The sequence below is a fragment of the Pseudomonas bohemica genome, assembly GCF_002934685.1.
GTDB classification, from domain to species: Bacteria; Pseudomonadota; Gammaproteobacteria; order Pseudomonadales; family Pseudomonadaceae; genus Aquipseudomonas; species Aquipseudomonas bohemica.
Map to the genome: position 1 here is coordinate 26,067 of NZ_NKHL01000082.1, position 18,234 is coordinate 44,300.

Below are 18,234 nucleotides of genomic sequence, written 5' to 3' on the forward strand. Positions count from 1 at the left end.
GGATTCAGCGTACAGCCGAAGACGGACTGATCATGTCGACGCGACGGATATCGAAATCTCGGACCAGGTAATCCATGCGTTTTTCAAAGAAGCTCGCCATATGCGGCAGGGCAGAGTGAACGTTCAGATGGGCTGTCGATTGCCAGATTTCGTAGAAGATGAACAGCGTCGGGTCCTGCTGATCGCGCAGCATGTGGTACTCGATGCAACCCTCTTCGCTGCGGCTGGCTGTGACGTAGCCATTGAACAGCGCCTCGAACTCCGCGGCTTTGTCCGGCTTGGTCTGGGCGTGAAGGATGAAACCGTGCAGATCGCTCATGAGCGCCTCCTTGAAATGAAAGAAGCCAAATTCTAAGTCAACAATCCCACGCATATTCGTGCCTGTGCAGCAAAAGCGTTTTGCTTGGGCACTGCTTACTCACGCGTCGCCAAATCGATAATCTGCCGTCCATTGCAGTTCACACCCAATTATTGACGGCTCGATACCTGGTCCCTCACGAGACGGCCGGTGGTTGAGTCACGACGAGGCTTTCAATGAAAAAAGTTCTGTTCATCAACGGCGGCAAACAATTCGCTCACTCCGATGGCCGCTACAACGCCACCCTGCACGACGCTGCGCTTACCTTCATGGACCGCGCTGGTTTTGACGTGAAACAAACCTTCATCGACGGCGGTTACGAGGTCGCTCAAGAGGTGCAGAAATTCCTCTGGGCTGACGTGATCGTCTGGCAGATGCCGGGGTGGTGGATGGGCGCGCCGTGGACGGTGAAGAAGTACATCGACGAAGTGTTCACCGAAGGCCACGGCAGCCTGTACGCCAACGACGGTCGCACCCGTTCCGATGCTTCGCAGAAGTACGGCAGCGGTGGCCTGTTGCAGGGCAGGCAATACATGATTTCGGCCACCTGGAACGCGCCGCAACAAGCGTTCGATGATGCGTCGGACTTCTTCGAAGCCAAAGGCGTGGACGCGGTGTATTTTCCGTTCCACAAGGCCAACCAGTTCCTGGGCATGACCGGCCTGCCGACCTTCCTGGCGGTGGACGTGATGAAAATGCCGAACATCGAAGCCGACGTGAAACGCTATGAAGCGCATTTGGCCACAGTGTTCGGCATCTAATGTCTGACCTGTTCTTTGCGACAAACCGGACTAATATCCAGTCTGTTTTGAGCGGAGGACAACAGTGAAAGCCCGATCAGATGAGTTGCAGGTGTTCGTTTCGGTGATTGAAAGCGGCTCGATATCAGCCGCCGCCGAGCAGATCGGCCAAACGCCCTCGGCCATCAGCCGCACGTTGTCGCGGCTGGAGGCCAAGCTCGGCACTACCTTGCTCAACCGCACCACGCGACGCATGGACCTGACCGAGGAGGGCAAGTTCTTCCTGGAGCGGACCAAGCAGATTCTCGGGCAGATGGAGGAGCTGGAGGAGCGCATGTCGCTGCGCCAGCAGACGCCGTCCGGACGCCTGCGCATCAACGCCGCGTCACCCTTCATGCTGCATTCCATCGTGCCGTATGTGGCTGAGTTTCGGTCGTTGTATCCCGATGTCCAGCTGGAGTTGAACAGCAACGATCTGATTATCGATCTGCTGGAGCAGAGCACGGACGTGGCAATCCGCATCGGGGTACTGGCAGACTCGACCCTGCACGCGCGGTCGCTGGGCTCCAGTCCGCTGAACATCCTCGCCAGCCCCGATTACCTGAAGAAACACGGCACGCCCAAGACCGTCGAAGCGTTGAGCGGGCATTCATTGCTGGGCTTCACCCAGACCGAAACGTTGAACCGCTGGCCGTTGCGCCATGCCGAGGGTGATCGTCTGTTCATTCATCCCACCGTTTCCGCCTCCAGCGGCGAGACTCTGCGTCAGTTGGCGCTGGCGGGAGAGGGCATCGTCTGCCTGTCGCATTTTATGACCCACGAAGACATTCGCCTCGGTCGCCTGAGCGTCATCCTCCCCGAAGCCAACAGCGGCTATCGCCAGCCGATTCACGCGGTGTACTACCGCAACTCGCAGCTGGCGCTGAGGATTCAGTGTTTTCTGGATTTCATTCAGCAGAAGTTGGCGAGTTACGCGGCGTAAGGCCCACCAGAACATCGAAGGATGGGCACGATACCTGTGGGAGCGAGCTTGCTCACGAAGGCTGACTTCCAGACCCGACATCTTGTATGTCTGTACTGGTCCCCTTCGTGAGCAAGCTCACTCCTGCAGGACGATTGCGGCACTGGGGATCCTGTTCAGGATGTGCGAACCCCACTGAACTCCGCCCTCAACATCTCCACGAATGCCTCGCGCGCCGGGTGGTGTTCGGCGTTTTCGTGCCAGTAAAACAAGTTGTCGATAGACGTCAGTTCCGGGAACTCATAACCCACCCAGCCCGAGCCTTTGTGGTACTGCTCGAACACGCCCTTGGGCACCAGCGCCACCCCGGCGCCGGCGCTGACGCAGCCGACGATGGTGCCGTAACTGGCAATGCTGATGATCGGCTGGCTCTGGCCGTTGTTCAGCAGCCAGCGTTCCAGCGCCGCGCGGTAGGGACAGCCTTCGGGCCACATGAAAATCGATTTGCCCTGCAGGTCCGCCGCGCTGCGAACAGGCCCCAGTGACTCGGCGGCGATCAACACCAGGTCTTCGCGATACATCGAGGTTCGTTTGAGTTTCGGGCGCTTGACGTCGATGGCGACAATCGCGCCGTCGAGCTTGTGATTGAGCGTCGCGTCGAGCAACTGCGGGCCAGTGCCGGTGGTCAGCTCCAGCGATACGTCCGGGTAACGGGCGTGAAAACGAGCGAGCAGCCGAGGCAAGCGTGAGGTAGCCGATGACTCGATGGCGCCAATGCGCAACGGGCCGGAAGGGGCGGCATCGGGATGCACCGCGCGCCTGGCTTCGTCGGCCAGGCTGAGCATGCGTCCTGCGTACGTCAGGAGGATTTCCCCCGCCGGACTGATCCTTAACCCACGCCCGTGGCGGAAGAACAGATCGACGCCCAACTCGGCCTCCAGGGCCTTGATCCGCGCGGTGATGTTCGATGGCACGCAATGCAGCACCTCGGCCGCGCGGGCGATGCTGCCGGTGTCGGCGACGGTCTTGAACATTCGAATCTGGGCTAATTCCATGCATCACCAAAAGTGAATGGTTGAGTCATTATTGTTCGGTTGTGGTGAGCATAAGTTGTTTCGATACTCATGGCCAAGGCGCAGGCAAAGGCCTGCCAGCAGGAGTATCGAAATGAGCGTGGTAGACGACCCGGCCCGGATGGGCGCTGAAGTGGAATATTCGAAACTGCGCTGGCAAGGCGTGAAAGTCGCGCTGGCGACCTTTTTCGTGATCGCCTGCTGGGGCTTTTCGCCGACCGGCATTCGCATCGGGCTGCAAGGCTACGACCCGACTCATCTGGCGTTGCTGCGTTTTCTCATTGCTTCGGCGTTCATGGCGCTTATCGCGTCTTCGATGCGTATTTCACTCCCGCGACTCAAGGATCTGCCATTGCTGGCGGTGCTCGGTTTCTTCGCCGTCAGCCTGCACCACATTGCGCTGAACTTCGGCCAGGCCGGGGTCAGCGCCGGGGCGTCCAGCGTACTGATTCAGTCGATGCCGCTGTTCACCGCGTTGCTCGCGCATTTCGTGTTCAAGGAACGCGTCAGCGCCTGGCGCTGGACCTGCGTCGCGTGGGGTCTGATCGGCGTGGCGATCGTCATCACCGGCGATCGCGGTTTTGGCCACATCGACGCACGCGGGCTGCTGGTCCTGCTCGCGGCGTTTTCCTGGAGCGTGTATTTCTCCTTGCAAAAGCGCTACAGCCACCGTTACGACGGGCTGACCATGGTCTGCTACACCATCTGGGCCGGGACGTTTTTCCTGCTGATTTACTTGCCGGGCCTGATGGGCGAAATCGTCAACGCGCCACTGCGGGTCAACATCGCTGTGGGCGTCCTGGGTTTCTTCCCCAGCGCGCTGGCGTATCTGGCCTGGGCCTACGTGCTCAAACACATGGATGTCAGTCGCGCCTCGATGAGCCTTTACCTCACGCCTCCCATGGCCATCGCCATCGCCTCGGCACTGCTTGGGGAAATGCCCTCGCAGTGGGTGATCGTGGGTTCGGTGGTGGTGCTGAGCAGCGTCCTGGCGCTGAACCTCAGACGCGAGCAAGTAGGTCTCAAGACGCTGAAGGGCGCCTGAGGATTGAGTTACCGGTAGCCGGAAATGGCCTCCTTGGTCACCTCCAGCACGCGATGATTGTCGGCGGTTTCAGCGTCACCGATGGGCACGCCCTCGTAGCGAATGTCGGGGTTGGACCACAGGTTCAGACGCTGGGACGTTGGCGGGTTGGGTTGGGTGCCGACAATCGTGTGCCAGGTGTTGCCGCCCGCGTTAAATCGATAGGCATGGGCGAAGGGATAAGGCGTCATCGAAGGGTCGTTGGCGATCTCATGGCGAGCAGACTGCAGGTGGCCGATTTCATGGGCGAAGGTGAAGTTGACGATGCACTCATAGGCGACCATGGCGAATGCGGTGTCCGCCGTCGAGCCGTTTTGCGACGCCTGACCGCAGTACTGCGAGCCATCCTCGGCAGGCGCCGAGCCAAAGAGATAGATGACGACGTCAGCGCGCGTTTCATCGCGGACAGTGAGCGAGTCGTCCATGAACCCGTCGTTCGGAGTCCTCAGCCGGATCAGGTCGAGGCCGGGAAGTGCGGCATTCGGCACGTAGTCGGTCACTTGGTACGCCACCAGTCGCAATGTGATGCCGATCATGCTGTTGATATAACTTTGATTGGCCAGCGCCACTGCCAATTGCGCCAGGCCCAGCATGTCGCCCTGGTATTCAGAGACGGTCTTTTGCGGCACGACGGTCATGACATCGATCGTGGTCTGCGCGGGGGACTTCGCAGACACCGTGCGCGGCGTAGCGGGGGTCGCGGCACTGCGCTTGGTGAGACCAACGTCGTCTCTTTCCGGCGGCATCTTCGTACCGTCCAGCACAATCACCACATGCCGATCATTGCCCACCGGACGCAACTCATACAGCTGCTGACCCTGACGGATCGTCCCGGTGACGGTCTGGGCGTGTTTAACCAACGTGATGGAGTTCAGCGGGTCCTGCCATTGCGGTATTTCAGGCACGACGTTCACGTGGCCTTCGATATTGCCATACCAGATGATGCTTTTCGTGCCGTCAGGGTTGGTCACTTCCTCGCTGCGAACTTTCGTGGCGCTGATGAGATGGTCGATCAAGGTGAACTTCAGGGTCTTCTGATCCTGGGTGATCGCGTGCGGGTCGACGCTGACTTCCTGCACCTGCAAGGCTGCGGGAAAGGCGCGCATTCTGTTGAGTGTGGCGGTAAACGCGGCGTCCACCTGAGCAGTATCAGGCGTTGTCTGGATGAATGGCTCGCGTTGGAAAACGGTCAGATACAACACGATCACGGCTACCAGCACGGTAGCCATCAATGCATAAGTCACCTTCATGGTGTTGCTCCTTGCACTCTCGGCGCGCGGCCTTGCGCTGTCACTACCTTAGCAAAGGCGATGCCTGAGCATCTGATCGATTGGCGATCAGACCGGGCCTGTTTATCGCGACATTGCGCTTCCAGAGGCTCTACCCATAACGGCTACTTTCGGGTGACTGTTTGCGTTGACGGGCATTTTTCATCATTAATGAACGCCCGGACCGTTAGTCTCGTCAGCATTCAGACAGCCAGTCGGTAACAAGCTGTCGCGTTAGCCTACAAAGGAAGCCTTATGCGAGTCGTGACCCTCAAGACCGTCGCCCTGGCGGTGATGTTCGCCGCCAGTTCCCCGGTGTATGCCGTCGCGCTCGATGCCGGCGCCGTTGCAGCCCCCGACCAGTATGGCGCCGAAGTCGCGGCGCAGATCCTGAAAAAGGGCGGCAATGCCGTCGACGCCGCTGTCGCCACCGCATTCACCCTGGCTGTGACCTATCCCGAGGCGGGCAACATCGGAGGTGGTGGTTTCATGACCCTGTTCATGCGCGGCAAGCCTTACTTCCTCGACTACCGCGAGACTGCACCCAAGGCCGCCAGCCGCAACATGTATCTGGACGAAAAGGGCGAAGTGATCCCCGGTATGAGCCTGGTTGGCGCCCGTGCATCCGGGGTGCCTGGCACGGTCATGGGCCTGTGGGAAGCGCATCAGAAATTCGGCAGATTGCCGTGGGCCGAGCTGCTGACCCCAGCCATTGGCTATGCGCGAAACGGTTTCAAGGTGGCTGACAAGCAGTACATGTATGGCGCCGAAGCGATCAAGCAACTGAACGGCAAGACCAACTTCGGCGACTATTTCGGCGACATGAAAACCGGCGAGACCTTCCGCCAGCCGGAGCTGGCCAAGACGCTGGAGCGCATCGCCGACAAAGGCGCCAACGAGTTCTACCAGGGCCAGACAGCCGACCTGTTGGTGGCGCAGATGCAGCACGATAACGGCCTGATTACCAAACAGGACCTCGCCGATTACAAGGCGGTATGGCGCAAGCCGCTGCACATCAATTTCAATGGCAACACCCTGTACACCGCGCCGTTGCCAAGCTCTGGCGGCGTCGCGCTGGCGCAGCTGATCGGCATCAAGCAGCAACTGGGGGATGACTTCAAAGGCGTGCCGCTGAACTCGGCGCGTTACATCCATCTGTTGGCGGAGATCGAAAAACGCGTGTTCGCCGACCGCGCGAATTATCTGGGCGATCCGGATTTCTCGCAGGCGCCGGTGAATCAACTGACCGATCACGTCTATCTCGCCGGACGCGCCCATGAGATCAATCCCACTGCGATTTCGCCGACAGAAAATGTGAAGGCCGGGCTTGAGTCTCATCAGACGACGCACTTCTCCATCGTCGATTCCAAGGGCAATGCGGTGAGCAACACCTACACCCTGAACTGGGATTACGGCAGCGGTGTGGTGGTCAAGGGTGCAGGCTTTTTGATGAACGACGAGATGGATGATTTCAGCGCCAAGCCGGGGGTGGCCAATGCCTTTGGCGTGGTGGGCGGCGACGCCAACGCCATCGAGCCGGGCAAGCGCATGTTGTCGTCGATGAGCCCGAGCCTGGTGACGCGTGATGGTGCGGTGACGCTGGTATTGGGTACGCCGGGTGGCTCGCGGATTTTCACCACCGTGTTTCAAGTGCTGAACAACCTCTACGACTTCCATATGCCGCTCAAGGACGCCGTCGCCGCGCAGCGGGTTCATCACCAGTTGCTGCCGAAAGACACGATCTACACCGAGAAATTTGCGCCATTGCCAGCACCGGTGGCCGATGAACTGAAAGCCATGGGCTACACGCTCAAGGATCAGGGCTGGTCGATGGGCAACGTGCAGGCGATCAGGATCGATGGCACGAAAGTCGAAACCGCATCCGACCCGCGTGGGCGGGGAGTGGGGAGGGTGGTGAAGTAATTCGGATCGAGCGCGAACCTCTGCAGAAGCGCGCTTGCCCGCGATTGCGGTGTGTCAGTCGGCATTTATCCGTCTATACAGACACCTTTGCGGGCAAGCGCGCTCCTACAGGTTTCGCGTGCGTCGGGCCAAAGCCCAAGGTTAACTGCTTTTAATGGTGCTCACGCGTTGCTCGGAATTTCACATCCGGCCAGCGCTCTTCCATCAATGCCAGGTTCACTCGCGTTGGCGCCAGGTAGGTCAGGTGACCGCCGCCGTCCAGCGCCAGGTGTTCCACGGCCTTGTTCTCGAATTCCTCGAGTTTCTTCTTGTCACCCGAGTCGATCCAGCGCGCAGACCATACGGTGATCGGCTCGTAGGAGCATTCCACTTTGTATTCTTCCTTCAGGCGGCTGGCCACGACATCGAACTGCAAGACACCGACGGCGCCGAGGATGATGTCGTTGCTGCGCACCGGGAAGAACACCTGGGTGGCGCCTTCTTCGGCCAACTGCTGCAAACCCTGACGTAACTGCTTGGATTTCAGCGGATCGCGCAAGCGCACGCGGCGGAACAGCTCCGGGGCGAAGTGTGGGATACCGGTGAAGCCCAGGGCCTCACCTTCGCTGAAGGTGTCACCGATCTGGATCGTACCGTGGTTGTGCAAACCAATGATGTCGCCGGCGTAGGCTTCTTCCAGCTGCTCACGTTCGCTGGAGAAGAACGTCAGCGCGTCGCCGATACGCACGTCCTTGCCGGTACGTACGTGGCGCATTTTCATGCCCTTGTCGTACTTGCCCGAACAGATACGCATGAAGGCGATGCGGTCGCGGTGCTTGGGGTCCATGTTCGCTTGAATCTTGAACACAAAGCCGCTGAACTTCTCTTCGACCGGCTCGACCGTGCGCTCGTTGGCCACGCGCGCCAACGGCTTCGGCGCCCAGTCCACCACCGCATCGAGCACGTGATCGACACCGAAGTTGCCCAGCGCCGTACCGAAAAACACCGGGGTCAACTGACCGTCGAGGAATTCCTGCTGATCGAAGGTGTGGCAGGCGCCCTGCACCAGTTCCAGCTGCTCGATGAAACGCCCGTACTCGTCGCCCAGATGCGCGCGGGCTTCGTCGGAGTCCAACTTCTCGATGATCTTGGTCTCGGTGCGTTCATGACCGTGACCGGCGGTGTAGACGATGATGTAGTCGTCGGCCAGGTGGTACACGCCCTTGAAGTCGCGGTAGCAACCGATCGGCCAGGTGATCGGCGCCGCCTTGATCTTCAGCACCGCTTCGATCTCGTCCAGCAGCTCGATCGGGTCGCGAATGTCGCGGTCCAGCTTGTTGATGAAGCTGACGATCGGCGTATCGCGCAGACGGCAGACGTCCATCAGGGCGATGGTGCGTGGTTCTACGCCCTTACCGCCGTCGAGCACCATCAGCGCCGAGTCCACTGCCGTCAGGGTGCGGTAGGTGTCTTCGGAGAAGTCTTCGTGGCCCGGGGTGTCGAGCAGGTTGATCATGTGTTCGCGATACGGGAACTGCATGACCGACGTGGTGATGGAAATACCCCGCTGCTTTTCCATCTCCATCCAGTCGGAGGTGGCATGGCGATCGGACTTGCGGGATTTCACCGTACCGGCGACCGCAATTGCCTTGCCCATCAGCAGAAGCTTTTCGGTGATGGTGGTCTTACCGGCATCGGGGTGAGAAATAATGGCGAAAGTGCGGCGTTTCGCGACTTCGGCGGCCTGTCTGGTCATGGGAAATCGCCCGAGAGGTGATTCAAAAAAAGGGCGGCGATTATAGCCCAAACGAACGCAATATCCGAACCGTTCAGTCGATCAGGGGTGGCCAAATAGCATCTCACGTGGGAACCTTTGCGGTTATGGAGACGTCCATTCCCTGGCTGCACAAGAAGCTACTCAACAAGCCAAGGGTCGCAAAATCAGCAAGTTAGCTTGACGAAGCTGCGCTCATGGCTCGTGTTTTCGCCGAGGTTTCACCCTTTCCGGCGACCCACCCGCTGCTCTTCGCGCACGTTCGCTGGCTGCCTGAAAAGGCCAGTCACAGCGAGGCGTTCGCCGACTGAAATAAGGAGTCCGCCCGTGGCTAATCGCTATGGCAAGGGGCTATTGGGAGGTGTGATTGTCATCGCACTTCTGGCCCTGCTGGTCCATTGGATCGGCATCGACACACTCAGGCAGTATCAGGACGATCTGCTGTTTTACCTGCAAGCGCATGTGCTGCTTGTGCTGGCATCGATGCTGGCGGCACTGGTGGTCGGAATCCCGACTGGCATTGTGCTTAGCCGACCGAGCATGGTTGGCCGCGCCGAACGCTTCATGCAGATCTTCAACATCGGTAACACCGTTCCTCCTCTTGCAGTTCTGGCCATTGCCCTGGGCGTCCTGGGTATCGGCAGCGGACCTGCCATCTTCGCGCTGTTCCTCGCCTCGTTGCTGCCCATCGTGCGCAACACCTATGAAGGCCTGAAAAACGTTCAGGGCTCACTCAAGGAAGCTGCCACCGGCATCGGCATGACACCGCGTCAGGTGTTGTGGCGCGTCGAGCTGCCCAATGCCGTGCCGATCATCATCGGCGGTGTGCGGGTAGCGCTGGCGATCAACGTCGGCACCGCGCCGCTGGCTTTCCTGATCGGTGCCAACAGCCTTGGCAGCCTGATCTTCCCCGGCATCGCCCTGAACAATCAGCCGCAACTGGTGCTGGGTGCCGCGTGTACGGCATTGCTGGCCCTGTTGCTCGATGGCGCCGTGACCCTGGCGAGTCGTATCTGGCTGGAACGTGGCCTTGCTCGATAAAGCGCCGCGCTGATGAAAGGAATACGAATGAAGAAGTTATGCACATTAATAGTGGGCGCTGGCCTGCTGCTGGCAGGACTCGTCCAGGCGGCCGAAATGCCTGTCTTGCGCATTGGCGCGCGGGTCTTCACCGAACAGACCGTCCTCGCCGAACTGACCGCCCAATACCTGCGCGACAAGGGCTATCAGGTCCAGATCACCGGCGGCCTGGGCAGTAACCTGGCGCGCAGTGCGCAGGAATCCGGCCAGCTGGACATGCTCTGGGAATACACCGGCGTTTCGTTGGTGGCCTACAACCACGTCGACGAAAAACTCGACAGCGAGCAGACGTATCAGCGGGTCAAGGAACTGGATGCGAAAAAGGGCCTGGTCTGGCTCTCGCCATCGAAGTTCAACAACACCTACGCCCTGGCGTTGCCCGATAAGATCGCGCAGCAGTACCCGCAGATCAACAACGTCTCCGAACTGACAACCTTGCTCAAGGATGAGGCCAAGGAGGGTCATATCGTCGCGCTCGATACCGAGTTCGCCAACCGTTCCGACGGGCTGGTGGGCATGGTCAAGCACTACGACATGAACCTGAGCCGTGAAAACACTCGTCAGATGGACGCGGGCCTGGTCTACACCGCACTGCACAACGGACAGGTCTTCGCGGGATTGGTCTACACCACCGATGGCCGTCTGAACGCTTTCAAACTCAAAGTGCTGGCCGACGACAAGCACTACTTCCCGGACTACACCGCAGCGCCCGTGGTCCGCAAAGAGTACCTGGACAAGCATCCGCAACTGGCCGAGCAACTCAAGCCGCTGGCCGCGCTGCTGGATGATCAGACGATGATCACGCTGAACGCGCGAGTCGACGTCGATCACGAAAGTCCTACCGTGGTGGCGGCAGATTTCCTGCGCACCCATCCGATCAATCCTTCGGCCGAAAGCGTACCGATCAAGCAGACGCCGGTAGAAAAACAAGAGGAGAAACTATGAGCTTCTGGAGCGCTTTCTCCCATCTGGACTGGAATCAGGTGTTTCACCTGACCCTGCAACACATCACGCTGGTCGGCATCGCGGTTTCGCTGGCAATTCTGGTGGGCGTGCCGCTGGGTGTGTTCATGACTCGCTTTCCGGCCCTCGCCGGCCCCTTGCAAGCCAGCGCGACCGTGTTGCTGACCATCCCTTCGATCGCCTTGTTCGGCCTGCTGCTGCCGTTCTACTCCAAGTTCGGCCAAGGCCTTGGGCCGATGCCGGCGATCACCGCCGTGTTCCTTTATTCGCTGCTGCCGATCATGCGCAACACCTACCTCGCACTGACCGGCGTCGAACCCGGCATTCGCGAAGCCGCCAAAGGCATCGGCATGACCTTCGGCCAGCGCTTGCGCATGGTCGAACTGCCGATTGCCGTGCCAGTGATCCTCGCCGGCGTGCGCACGGCCGTGGTCATGAACATCGGCGTCATGACCATCGCCGCCACCATCGGCGCCGGCGGCCTCGGCGTACTCATCCTCGCTTCCATCAGCCGCAGCGACATGTCGATGCTAATCGTCGGTGCCGTACTGGTCAGCATTCTGGCCATCTTCGCCGACCTGCTTCTGCAATGGCTGCAACGCTCGCTGACTCCAAAAGGATTGCTCAAATGATCGAACTTCAAAACCTCACCAAGACTTTCCAAAGCAACGGCAAAGAAGTGAAGGCCGTCGATTCAGTGAGCCTGACCGTTAACGAGGGTGAGATCTGCGTATTTCTCGGCCCGTCCGGCTGCGGCAAAAGCACCACGCTGAAAATGATCAACCGCCTGATCATGCCGACCTCCGGAAAGGTGCTGATCAATGGCGAAGACACCACCAGCCTGGATGAAGTGACCTTGCGCCGTAACATCGGCTATGTGATCCAGCAGATCGGCCTGTTCCCCAACATGACCATCGAGGAAAACATCGTCGTCGTGCCCAAGCTGCTCGGCTGGGACAAACAGAAATGCCACGACCGCGCCCGCGAGCTGATGAGCATGATCAAGCTTGAGCCCAAGCAATACCTGCATCGCTATCCGCGTGAATTGTCCGGTGGTCAGCAACAGCGCATCGGCGTGATCCGCGCACTGGCGGCTGACGCCCCGTTGCTGCTGATGGACGAACCATTCGGCGCAGTGGACCCGATCAACCGCGAGATGATCCAGAACGAGTTTTTCGAAATGCAGCGCGCGTTGAACAAGACCGTGATCATGGTCAGCCACGACATCGACGAAGCCATCAAACTGGGCGACAAGATCGCCATTTTCCGCGCTGGCAAACTGCTGCAGATCGATCACCCGGACACACTGTTGGCGCACCCGGCAGACGACTTCGTCAGCAACTTTGTTGGCCAGGACAGCACGCTCAAGCGCCTGCTGCTGGTCAAGGCCGAAGACGCCGCTGACAACGCGCCGTCCGTCAGCCCGGAAACCCCGGTGGCCGACGCGCTGGAAATCATGGATGAAAACGACCGTCGCTACGTCGTCGTCACAGACGGCGACAACAAGGCCATGGGTTACGTCCGCCGCCGCGACCTGCACCGTCAGAGCGGCACCTGCGAGCAATATCTGAGACCATTCAACGCCACCGCGGCCTACGACGAACACCTGCGCATCCTGCTGTCGCGCATGTATGAGTTCAACCGCGCCTGGTTGCCGGTGCTCGATGCCGAGAACGTGTTCCTGGGTGAGGTGACTCAGGAGTCGATTGCCGCGTACCTGAGTTCGGGGCAGTCGCGTGGAAAGAAGACCAGCATTGTTTCACCGGCTGAGGTGGCGGAGCAGGCGGCTGGCTGAGGCTTGTGATTCTGGCCGAAGGCCGTAGGAGCCTTGCTTGCAGGCGATCTGGCGCGAAGCGACAGTAAAATCATGCGGCGTGGTTATGTCAGATACGTCGTATTTCTCCTGTCGCTTCGGTCGGGCGTGATCCGGGCAGATCGCTGGCACGCCAAGGCCCTCACCCTTCGTGCAGAAGCAGCACATCACTCACTGTGGGGGAACATCGCGCTGTCACATCGGTCGGTTACTACAGGGTGATTGAACGAGCGCACCTGCCCGTCTGGCAAAAACGGGCGAAAACGCGACATTTTTTGTTGATCTCGAGCCCCTCAGGTCCTACAGTTCGCGCCGAACGTCCATGCTGGAAACGATCCATCCGGCTCAAGTACTGACGACGAGACAGCAAGGCCAAGGGAACCCACCTCCCATGGCCTTTTTGCTTTCGGCGAACAGCCTTGGGAAGTAGGCGAACCAAAGTGGGGATACGGAGGACGTTCATGAGCTCAGAGGCTCGCACCCATTGATCTTTACCGTTTGCCAACAGGAGTCCCCGCATGTCGATCCAGGTCGAAGACTATTTCGAGCGCAGCACCTTCGATAAGATGAAGGCGTTTGCAGACAAGCAAGAAACCCCGTTCGTACTCATCGACACCGCGATGATCAGCAAAGCCTATGACGACCTGCGCAGCGGTTTCGAATTCGCCAAGGTGTACTACGCCGTCAAGGCCAATCCGGCTGTCGAAATCATTGACCTGCTCAAGGATAAAGGCTCGAACTTCGACATCGCCTCTATCTATGAACTGGACAAAGTGATGAATCAGGGCGTTGGCCCGGATCGCATCAGCTACGGCAACACCATCAAGAAATCCAGGGACATTCGCTACTTCTACGAGAAGGGCGTGCGTCTGTACGCGACCGATTCCGAAGCCGACCTGCGCAACATCGCCAAGGCCGCACCGGGTTCGAAAGTCTACGTGCGTATCCTCACCGAAGGCTCGACCACGGCCGACTGGCCTCTGTCGCGCAAGTTCGGCTGCCAGACAGACATGGCCATGGACCTTCTGATCCTGGCTCGTGACCTGGGTCTGGTGCCTTACGGCATTTCCTTCCACGTCGGCTCGCAACAGCGTGACATCAGCGTGTGGGATGCGGCGATCGCCAAAGTGAAGGTGATTTTCGAGCGCCTGAAAGAAGAAGACGGCATCGAACTCAAGCTGATCAACATGGGCGGTGGCTTCCCGGCCAACTACATCACCCGCACCAACAGCCTGGAAACCTACGCCGAAGAAATCATCCGCTTCCTCAAGGAAGACTTTGGCGATGACCTGCCGGAAATCATTCTGGAGCCGGGCCGTTCTCTGATCGCCAACGCCGGCATTCTGGTCAGCGAAGTGGTGTTGGTGGCGCGCAAATCCCGTACCGCTGTCGAGCGTTGGGTCTACACCGACGTGGGCAAGTTCTCCGGCCTGATCGAAACCATGGACGAAGCGATCAAGTTCCCGATCTGGACCGAGAAGAAAGGTGAGGTCGAAGAGGTCGTGATCGCCGGTCCGACCTGCGACAGCGCCGACATCATGTACGAGAACTACAAGTACGGCCTGCCGCTGAACCTGGCCATCGGTGACCGCTTGTACTGGCTGTCCACCGGCGCATACACCACCAGCTATAGCGCAGTAGAGTTCAATGGCTTTCCGCCGCTGAAATCGTTCTACATCTAAACGTTGCTGTGATGAAAAAGCCCGCGCGTGATCGCGGGCTTTTTTATTGGTGTTGGCGAAACCGGTTCATTTGCGCGCGCCAAGCGCCAGAAACTGCTGCCAGACGCTCAAACCTCGGTTCAGATCGTTGGCCACTAACGTCATTTCGGTTTCGAACCTGGCCATTGATTGCGCCTTTTCAAGCTGGCTGTAGTGGTGGCTGGCTTGGCCAAGTAACGCCATGATCCGTCGATGCTGGGCCAGGAAGTTCGCCGTTCCCCCCAGGCCCCGCGTGTAGTGTCGGCCTACCGTTTCGTGCTGTTTGCGTGCGCTTCTCAAGCCTGCCGGCCGTGGCCTTCTGGTGGTTGCGACAAGCAGATGGGACGACATGAAGTCCATCACGCGGGGCAGGGAGTCATGAATGGCCTGGCGATCGTCGGATCCGGATTGAGAAGTCTTGAGCACTTCGACCCACGGCCACACCCATTGCTGGTGATACCTCAATAACTGCTGGCAGTTGGTGATGGGCGAAGTCGCGTACCGCGGCGGCGGGCCGGGTGGTACGGCTACGTTGCTCAAGTCGGATACAGGGCCTTTCTTCTCAGCCCGCGATAATGCCGAAAGTCGACGAACCATCTCGTTGCAGAAGGCCGCTGTTTCCTCAAGTTGGGCGCGAATATCGATTGATAGGTGCGGGTTGATCTTTGAGCGCCATATTCTGGCTTGCGCGGCGCCTGCTTGAGTTGCTGCTACGGGCAGCACGATGCCGGATTGCCGATGTATGCCGAGCGCCTCAGTGAAGCGTCCGACATCCGCGAAGGCGTTTTCCATATAGCGCATGCAGTCGTCGATTTCGTTGAATTGGGATTGAGTAATAAGGAGCGTGTTCATCTGATGTATGCCTGTTTCCTCAATGGTAAAACCTGACGCCGCAGCAGCGCTGCGACGTCAGGCCAGAGAGGGGCGATCAGACAGCGGCCTTCAAGTATCCGATCAGTGCCAATGCGTCTACTGCGAACTGGCGCACGGAGTCTTGATCTTGAACATCGACGGCGCGATAAACGTCCAGAAAAGACTGCTTGCCGAGGATCAGTTTCATGAACTCACCGATGTAAGCCTCGCGGTGTTCATCGAACTGATGGCAGGCCTGGATCAGGCGACTGCGCAATTGGCTCAGGCGCAGCTCGGAATTCTTGTCGTTCACAAGCGTGATCAAGTCATTGATCTGTTTGCGAATCTTGTTTCGCGCCTCTATTAAATTGAAGTAATTGGTCGCGTTTTCGAGCTTTTCCAGGGCCTCATGCGCCAGTTCAATACCTTTTTCGACTATTGCCACTTCTGGGCCTGCGATCCCCAGTTTCGCCAGTTCCTGGGCACTGAGAATGGTGTCCTTGCCCAATTGGGCGAAGCCCTTGTTCTCAATCAACGCCATTGCTTCGGTCAGGGCCTTGCGTTTTTGTTCCAGGGTTTGCTGCCGCTCCTTGATCGCGTCGATCTCCAGGGGCAGGCGTTCCTGATCGGCTGACAACTGCGCCAGAAAACCCTCGGTAGAGGCGCGGTCCACGGCTTGTTTCATGGGCGCCAACATCCGATTGAGTACCGCATTGTTTTTGTTCACAGCGTCGATGATTTCTGCGACTTTAACGTTGATGTCTTCCAGGATCTCCTCCACTTCTGAACGGTGGGCACTTTCAAGCTCTGCCTGATATTGCCTCAACACGTTCAGTTTTATACCTATGGAAATATCCAATGTCTGGATAACATCGCGCATTTTGTAGTGAGCACTGCGAATAGCGCTGTCTACATCGATCACACGATTGTACAGTGTCGGCAAATACTGGGTTTGAATGAACAGATTTTTGAGTTCTATCGTGGCGTTACTTGCGCCGCTGGCCGCCTGGCGCAGTGCAGTGACATCAAGTTTCGGGTAATCGACGAAACCGGGAAAGTGGGCAATGTTATTCATATTAAACTCCGTACTCTTCTCTGTATTCGCGATCGGCCTCGGCAAATACGTTCAGTAATTTATAAGCATCGACTTCAATGGTTTTCCAGGGCTCGACGACCAGATTTATTTGCGTGCGAAGACGACGCATGGAAAGTGCATCATTGATTTTTTTGACTTCAGCACTGGACTCGGAAATGAACGTCTTTAACTTGTTCCACACGGTCCTGAGATTCTGTGTTGCCAGGTCGGCGTCTACGACGATGAGGTCGAGATCCTGAAGATCGGTGCGAACACGGGCCAATGAAGCCAGAATACGGTTCTTCTGATTCATCCGCCTGATATCAGCTTCTTGCGCGTCGCGTAATTTGTTGCGTTCCTTGCGGATGTTTTCGGCCTGAACGCTGGAATAAATGACCAGAATCAGGTTGACGGTAATACCAGTGATTGCCTGTTTAACCAGCTCTTTATATTCTTTGTTCTTTTCTTCGATCTCCAGAGCGCGCTGATCGATTCTGGCCTGAATAACTTTGATCTCGTCGCTCACGGTGTTGTTATTGATGAGCGCCGCCTTTTGCTTGACCTCTGGCAGAACGCGGTTGGCGAGCTGTTTGCCGAACTCATCCAGACGCGTTTTGATGCTTTGGGCTTCGGCTTCCTGCTCCAGGACCTTTTCGCGCAGTTGGTCCAGGTAATAGCCCAGGTCGTCGCGATCTGCTTTTTCGATGCTGGGAAACTTGATCCCCAATTCCTTCTCGACCCGACGCAGGTCCTCGAGGGTTTGGATGTCATACCTGTCGATCAGCCCGAGGCTACGCATGTCATCGAACACTTCCTGCATGCTGGCGCCGTACACCTGCATGGCGCCGGCGAACACGACCAGCTTGTCGCCGACGGTCAGCAGATCAGTGCGCAGCGGGTTCCACAGGCTGGCATGGTCGTGAATAAGGCTGAATGTCTTTTGAAAATCGGCGGCTTCCAGCCCTCGACCCGCGCCAGTTCGATAGCCCAGATAGGCGACGACGTCGTTGAGTTGAGTGGGTAATGCCAGGCCGGCAACTTCGTAGCGTTTGAGATTTTTTATCTGGTCTTTGGTCAATACCAAGCCAGTGTCGCGGGTGTTGGGAGTATCTTCTCCGACCGATGAACTGAACAGCAACGCCGGATCACGGGCGGCATCATTCGCAATACTGCGAGAAGTAAGAGACATAATCATTAGTCCTTTAATGATTGAGTGAGTTGTCTGATGCGTGTGCGCTAACAGCTGTTATTAGTCAGGGCTGCGTGCACGGATGAAGACTATGCGTCCTTCAAAAGAAGGTCAAAAAGGAAAAGTGGTCTGAGGTTGTAAGACGTTTCTTGTACGAATTATTGCTAATAGAAAAGCGCCCGTATTTAAGGGGTTTGGAAATTTCGCGGAAACATGAAGTCGTCGAATCCTGCGGCAAGCATTGCGCAATGCGGTTCATTGCGCTGCGTGGCTCAGGACTTATTGAATGTTCTGTAGCATCTTCTTGTACTCGGCGATATCGGCGCTAGGTTTTGTACGAAAAGTCGGTGCGGGTAGATTGCCGCCATGATTGGCTGGAGGCCCGCATGGCAAAGCGTTACG

Annotated in this window: 16 protein-coding genes; 9 read left to right on the plus strand and 7 right to left on the minus strand. The window is 58.1% G+C overall.

Annotated elements, in window-relative coordinates:
- Positions 1–4: 4 nt before the first annotated feature.
- Positions 5–319 carry a putative quinol monooxygenase gene (locus CE491_RS04345; protein ID WP_110947132.1) on the minus strand — a complete coding sequence of 105 codons (315 nt, stop codon included), beginning with the start codon at positions 317–319 and terminating at the stop codon, positions 5–7.
- Positions 320–534: 215 nt separating this feature from the next.
- Here CE491_RS04345 and CE491_RS04350 point away from each other — a divergent pair, with 215 nt between their 5' ends.
- Both CE491_RS04350 and CE491_RS04355 read left to right on the plus strand, forming a co-directional pair.
- Positions 535–1,119, plus strand: coding sequence for an NAD(P)H-dependent oxidoreductase (locus tag CE491_RS04350; RefSeq protein ID WP_110947133.1), 585 nt, complete (start codon positions 535–537; stop codon positions 1,117–1,119).
- A gap of 64 nt (positions 1,120–1,183) precedes the next feature.
- A complete protein-coding gene (locus tag CE491_RS04355; protein WP_110947134.1) occupies positions 1,184–2,080 on the plus strand; it encodes a LysR family transcriptional regulator in 897 nt (298 codons plus the stop codon).
- A gap of 155 nt (positions 2,081–2,235) precedes the next feature.
- Here the strand turns inward: CE491_RS04355 and CE491_RS04360 are convergent, their stop codons facing one another.
- Positions 2,236–3,114 (minus strand): LysR family transcriptional regulator, encoded by an 879-nt coding sequence (locus CE491_RS04360; protein ID WP_110947135.1) that lies wholly within the window; start codon positions 3,112–3,114, stop codon positions 2,236–2,238.
- 139 nt (positions 3,115–3,253) lie between these two features.
- Here CE491_RS04360 and CE491_RS04365 point away from each other — a divergent pair, with 139 nt between their 5' ends.
- Positions 3,254–4,177 carry a DMT family transporter gene (locus CE491_RS04365; protein ID WP_110947147.1) on the plus strand — a complete coding sequence of 308 codons (924 nt, stop codon included), beginning with the start codon at positions 3,254–3,256 and terminating at the stop codon, positions 4,175–4,177.
- Between the two features lie 8 nt (positions 4,178–4,185).
- Here CE491_RS04365 and CE491_RS04370 read toward each other — a convergent pair whose 3' ends face one another.
- Complete coding sequence (locus CE491_RS04370) at positions 4,186–5,466, minus strand: zinc-dependent metalloprotease family protein (RefSeq protein ID WP_110947136.1); 1,281 nt, start codon at positions 5,464–5,466, stop codon at positions 4,186–4,188.
- Positions 5,467–5,739: 273 nt separating this feature from the next.
- On the opposite strand from CE491_RS04370, the gene ggt reads away from it, so the two are divergent.
- Entirely contained in the window at positions 5,740–7,407 is a 1,668-nt protein-coding gene (gene ggt, locus CE491_RS04375; protein WP_110947137.1) for a gamma-glutamyltransferase, read from the plus strand.
- A gap of 151 nt (positions 7,408–7,558) precedes the next feature.
- Here ggt and CE491_RS04380 read toward each other — a convergent pair whose 3' ends face one another.
- Positions 7,559–9,142 carry a peptide chain release factor 3 gene (locus CE491_RS04380; protein WP_110947138.1) on the minus strand — a complete coding sequence of 528 codons (1,584 nt, stop codon included), beginning with the start codon at positions 9,140–9,142 and terminating at the stop codon, positions 7,559–7,561.
- Between the two features lie 345 nt (positions 9,143–9,487).
- Between CE491_RS04380 and CE491_RS04390 the strand changes: the two genes are divergently transcribed.
- The 5 genes from CE491_RS04390 (at position 9,488) to CE491_RS04410 (ending at position 14,698) form a co-directional block, all read left to right on the plus strand.
- The gene (locus tag CE491_RS04390) at positions 9,488–10,201 is read left to right on the plus strand and encodes an ABC transporter permease (RefSeq protein WP_110947139.1); all 714 of its coding nucleotides are present in this window, start codon (positions 9,488–9,490) and stop codon (positions 10,199–10,201) included.
- A 27-nt stretch (positions 10,202–10,228) separates the two neighbouring features.
- Positions 10,229–11,185, plus strand: coding sequence for a glycine betaine ABC transporter substrate-binding protein (locus CE491_RS04395; RefSeq protein ID WP_110947140.1), 957 nt, complete (start codon positions 10,229–10,231; stop codon positions 11,183–11,185).
- Positions 11,182–11,835, plus strand: coding sequence for an ABC transporter permease (locus tag CE491_RS04400; protein ID WP_110947141.1), 654 nt, complete (start codon positions 11,182–11,184; stop codon positions 11,833–11,835). The genes CE491_RS04395 and CE491_RS04400 overlap by 4 nt, the downstream gene beginning before the upstream one ends.
- Entirely contained in the window at positions 11,832–12,998 is a 1,167-nt protein-coding gene (locus CE491_RS04405) for an osmoprotectant ABC transporter ATP-binding protein OsmV (RefSeq protein ID WP_110947142.1), read from the plus strand. The genes CE491_RS04400 and CE491_RS04405 overlap by 4 nt, the downstream gene beginning before the upstream one ends.
- Positions 12,999–13,534: 536 nt before the next feature.
- Positions 13,535–14,698 (plus strand): type III PLP-dependent enzyme, encoded by a 1,164-nt coding sequence (locus CE491_RS04410; RefSeq protein ID WP_110947143.1) that lies wholly within the window; start codon positions 13,535–13,537, stop codon positions 14,696–14,698.
- 66 nt (positions 14,699–14,764) lie between these two features.
- Here CE491_RS04410 and CE491_RS04415 read toward each other — a convergent pair whose 3' ends face one another.
- The 3 genes from CE491_RS04415 to CE491_RS04425 form a co-directional block, all read right to left on the minus strand.
- Complete coding sequence (locus CE491_RS04415) at positions 14,765–15,568, minus strand: hypothetical protein (RefSeq protein WP_110947144.1); 804 nt, start codon at positions 15,566–15,568, stop codon at positions 14,765–14,767.
- 76 nt (positions 15,569–15,644) lie between these two features.
- Entirely contained in the window at positions 15,645–16,688 is a 1,044-nt protein-coding gene (locus tag CE491_RS04420) for an alpha-xenorhabdolysin family binary toxin subunit B (protein ID WP_199884989.1), read from the minus strand.
- Positions 16,645–17,838 (minus strand): alpha-xenorhabdolysin family binary toxin subunit A, encoded by a 1,194-nt coding sequence (locus tag CE491_RS04425; protein WP_199884990.1) that lies wholly within the window; start codon positions 17,836–17,838, stop codon positions 16,645–16,647. Before CE491_RS04425 ends, CE491_RS04420 begins: the two co-directional genes overlap by 44 nt.
- Positions 17,839–18,234: the final 396 nt, after the last annotated feature.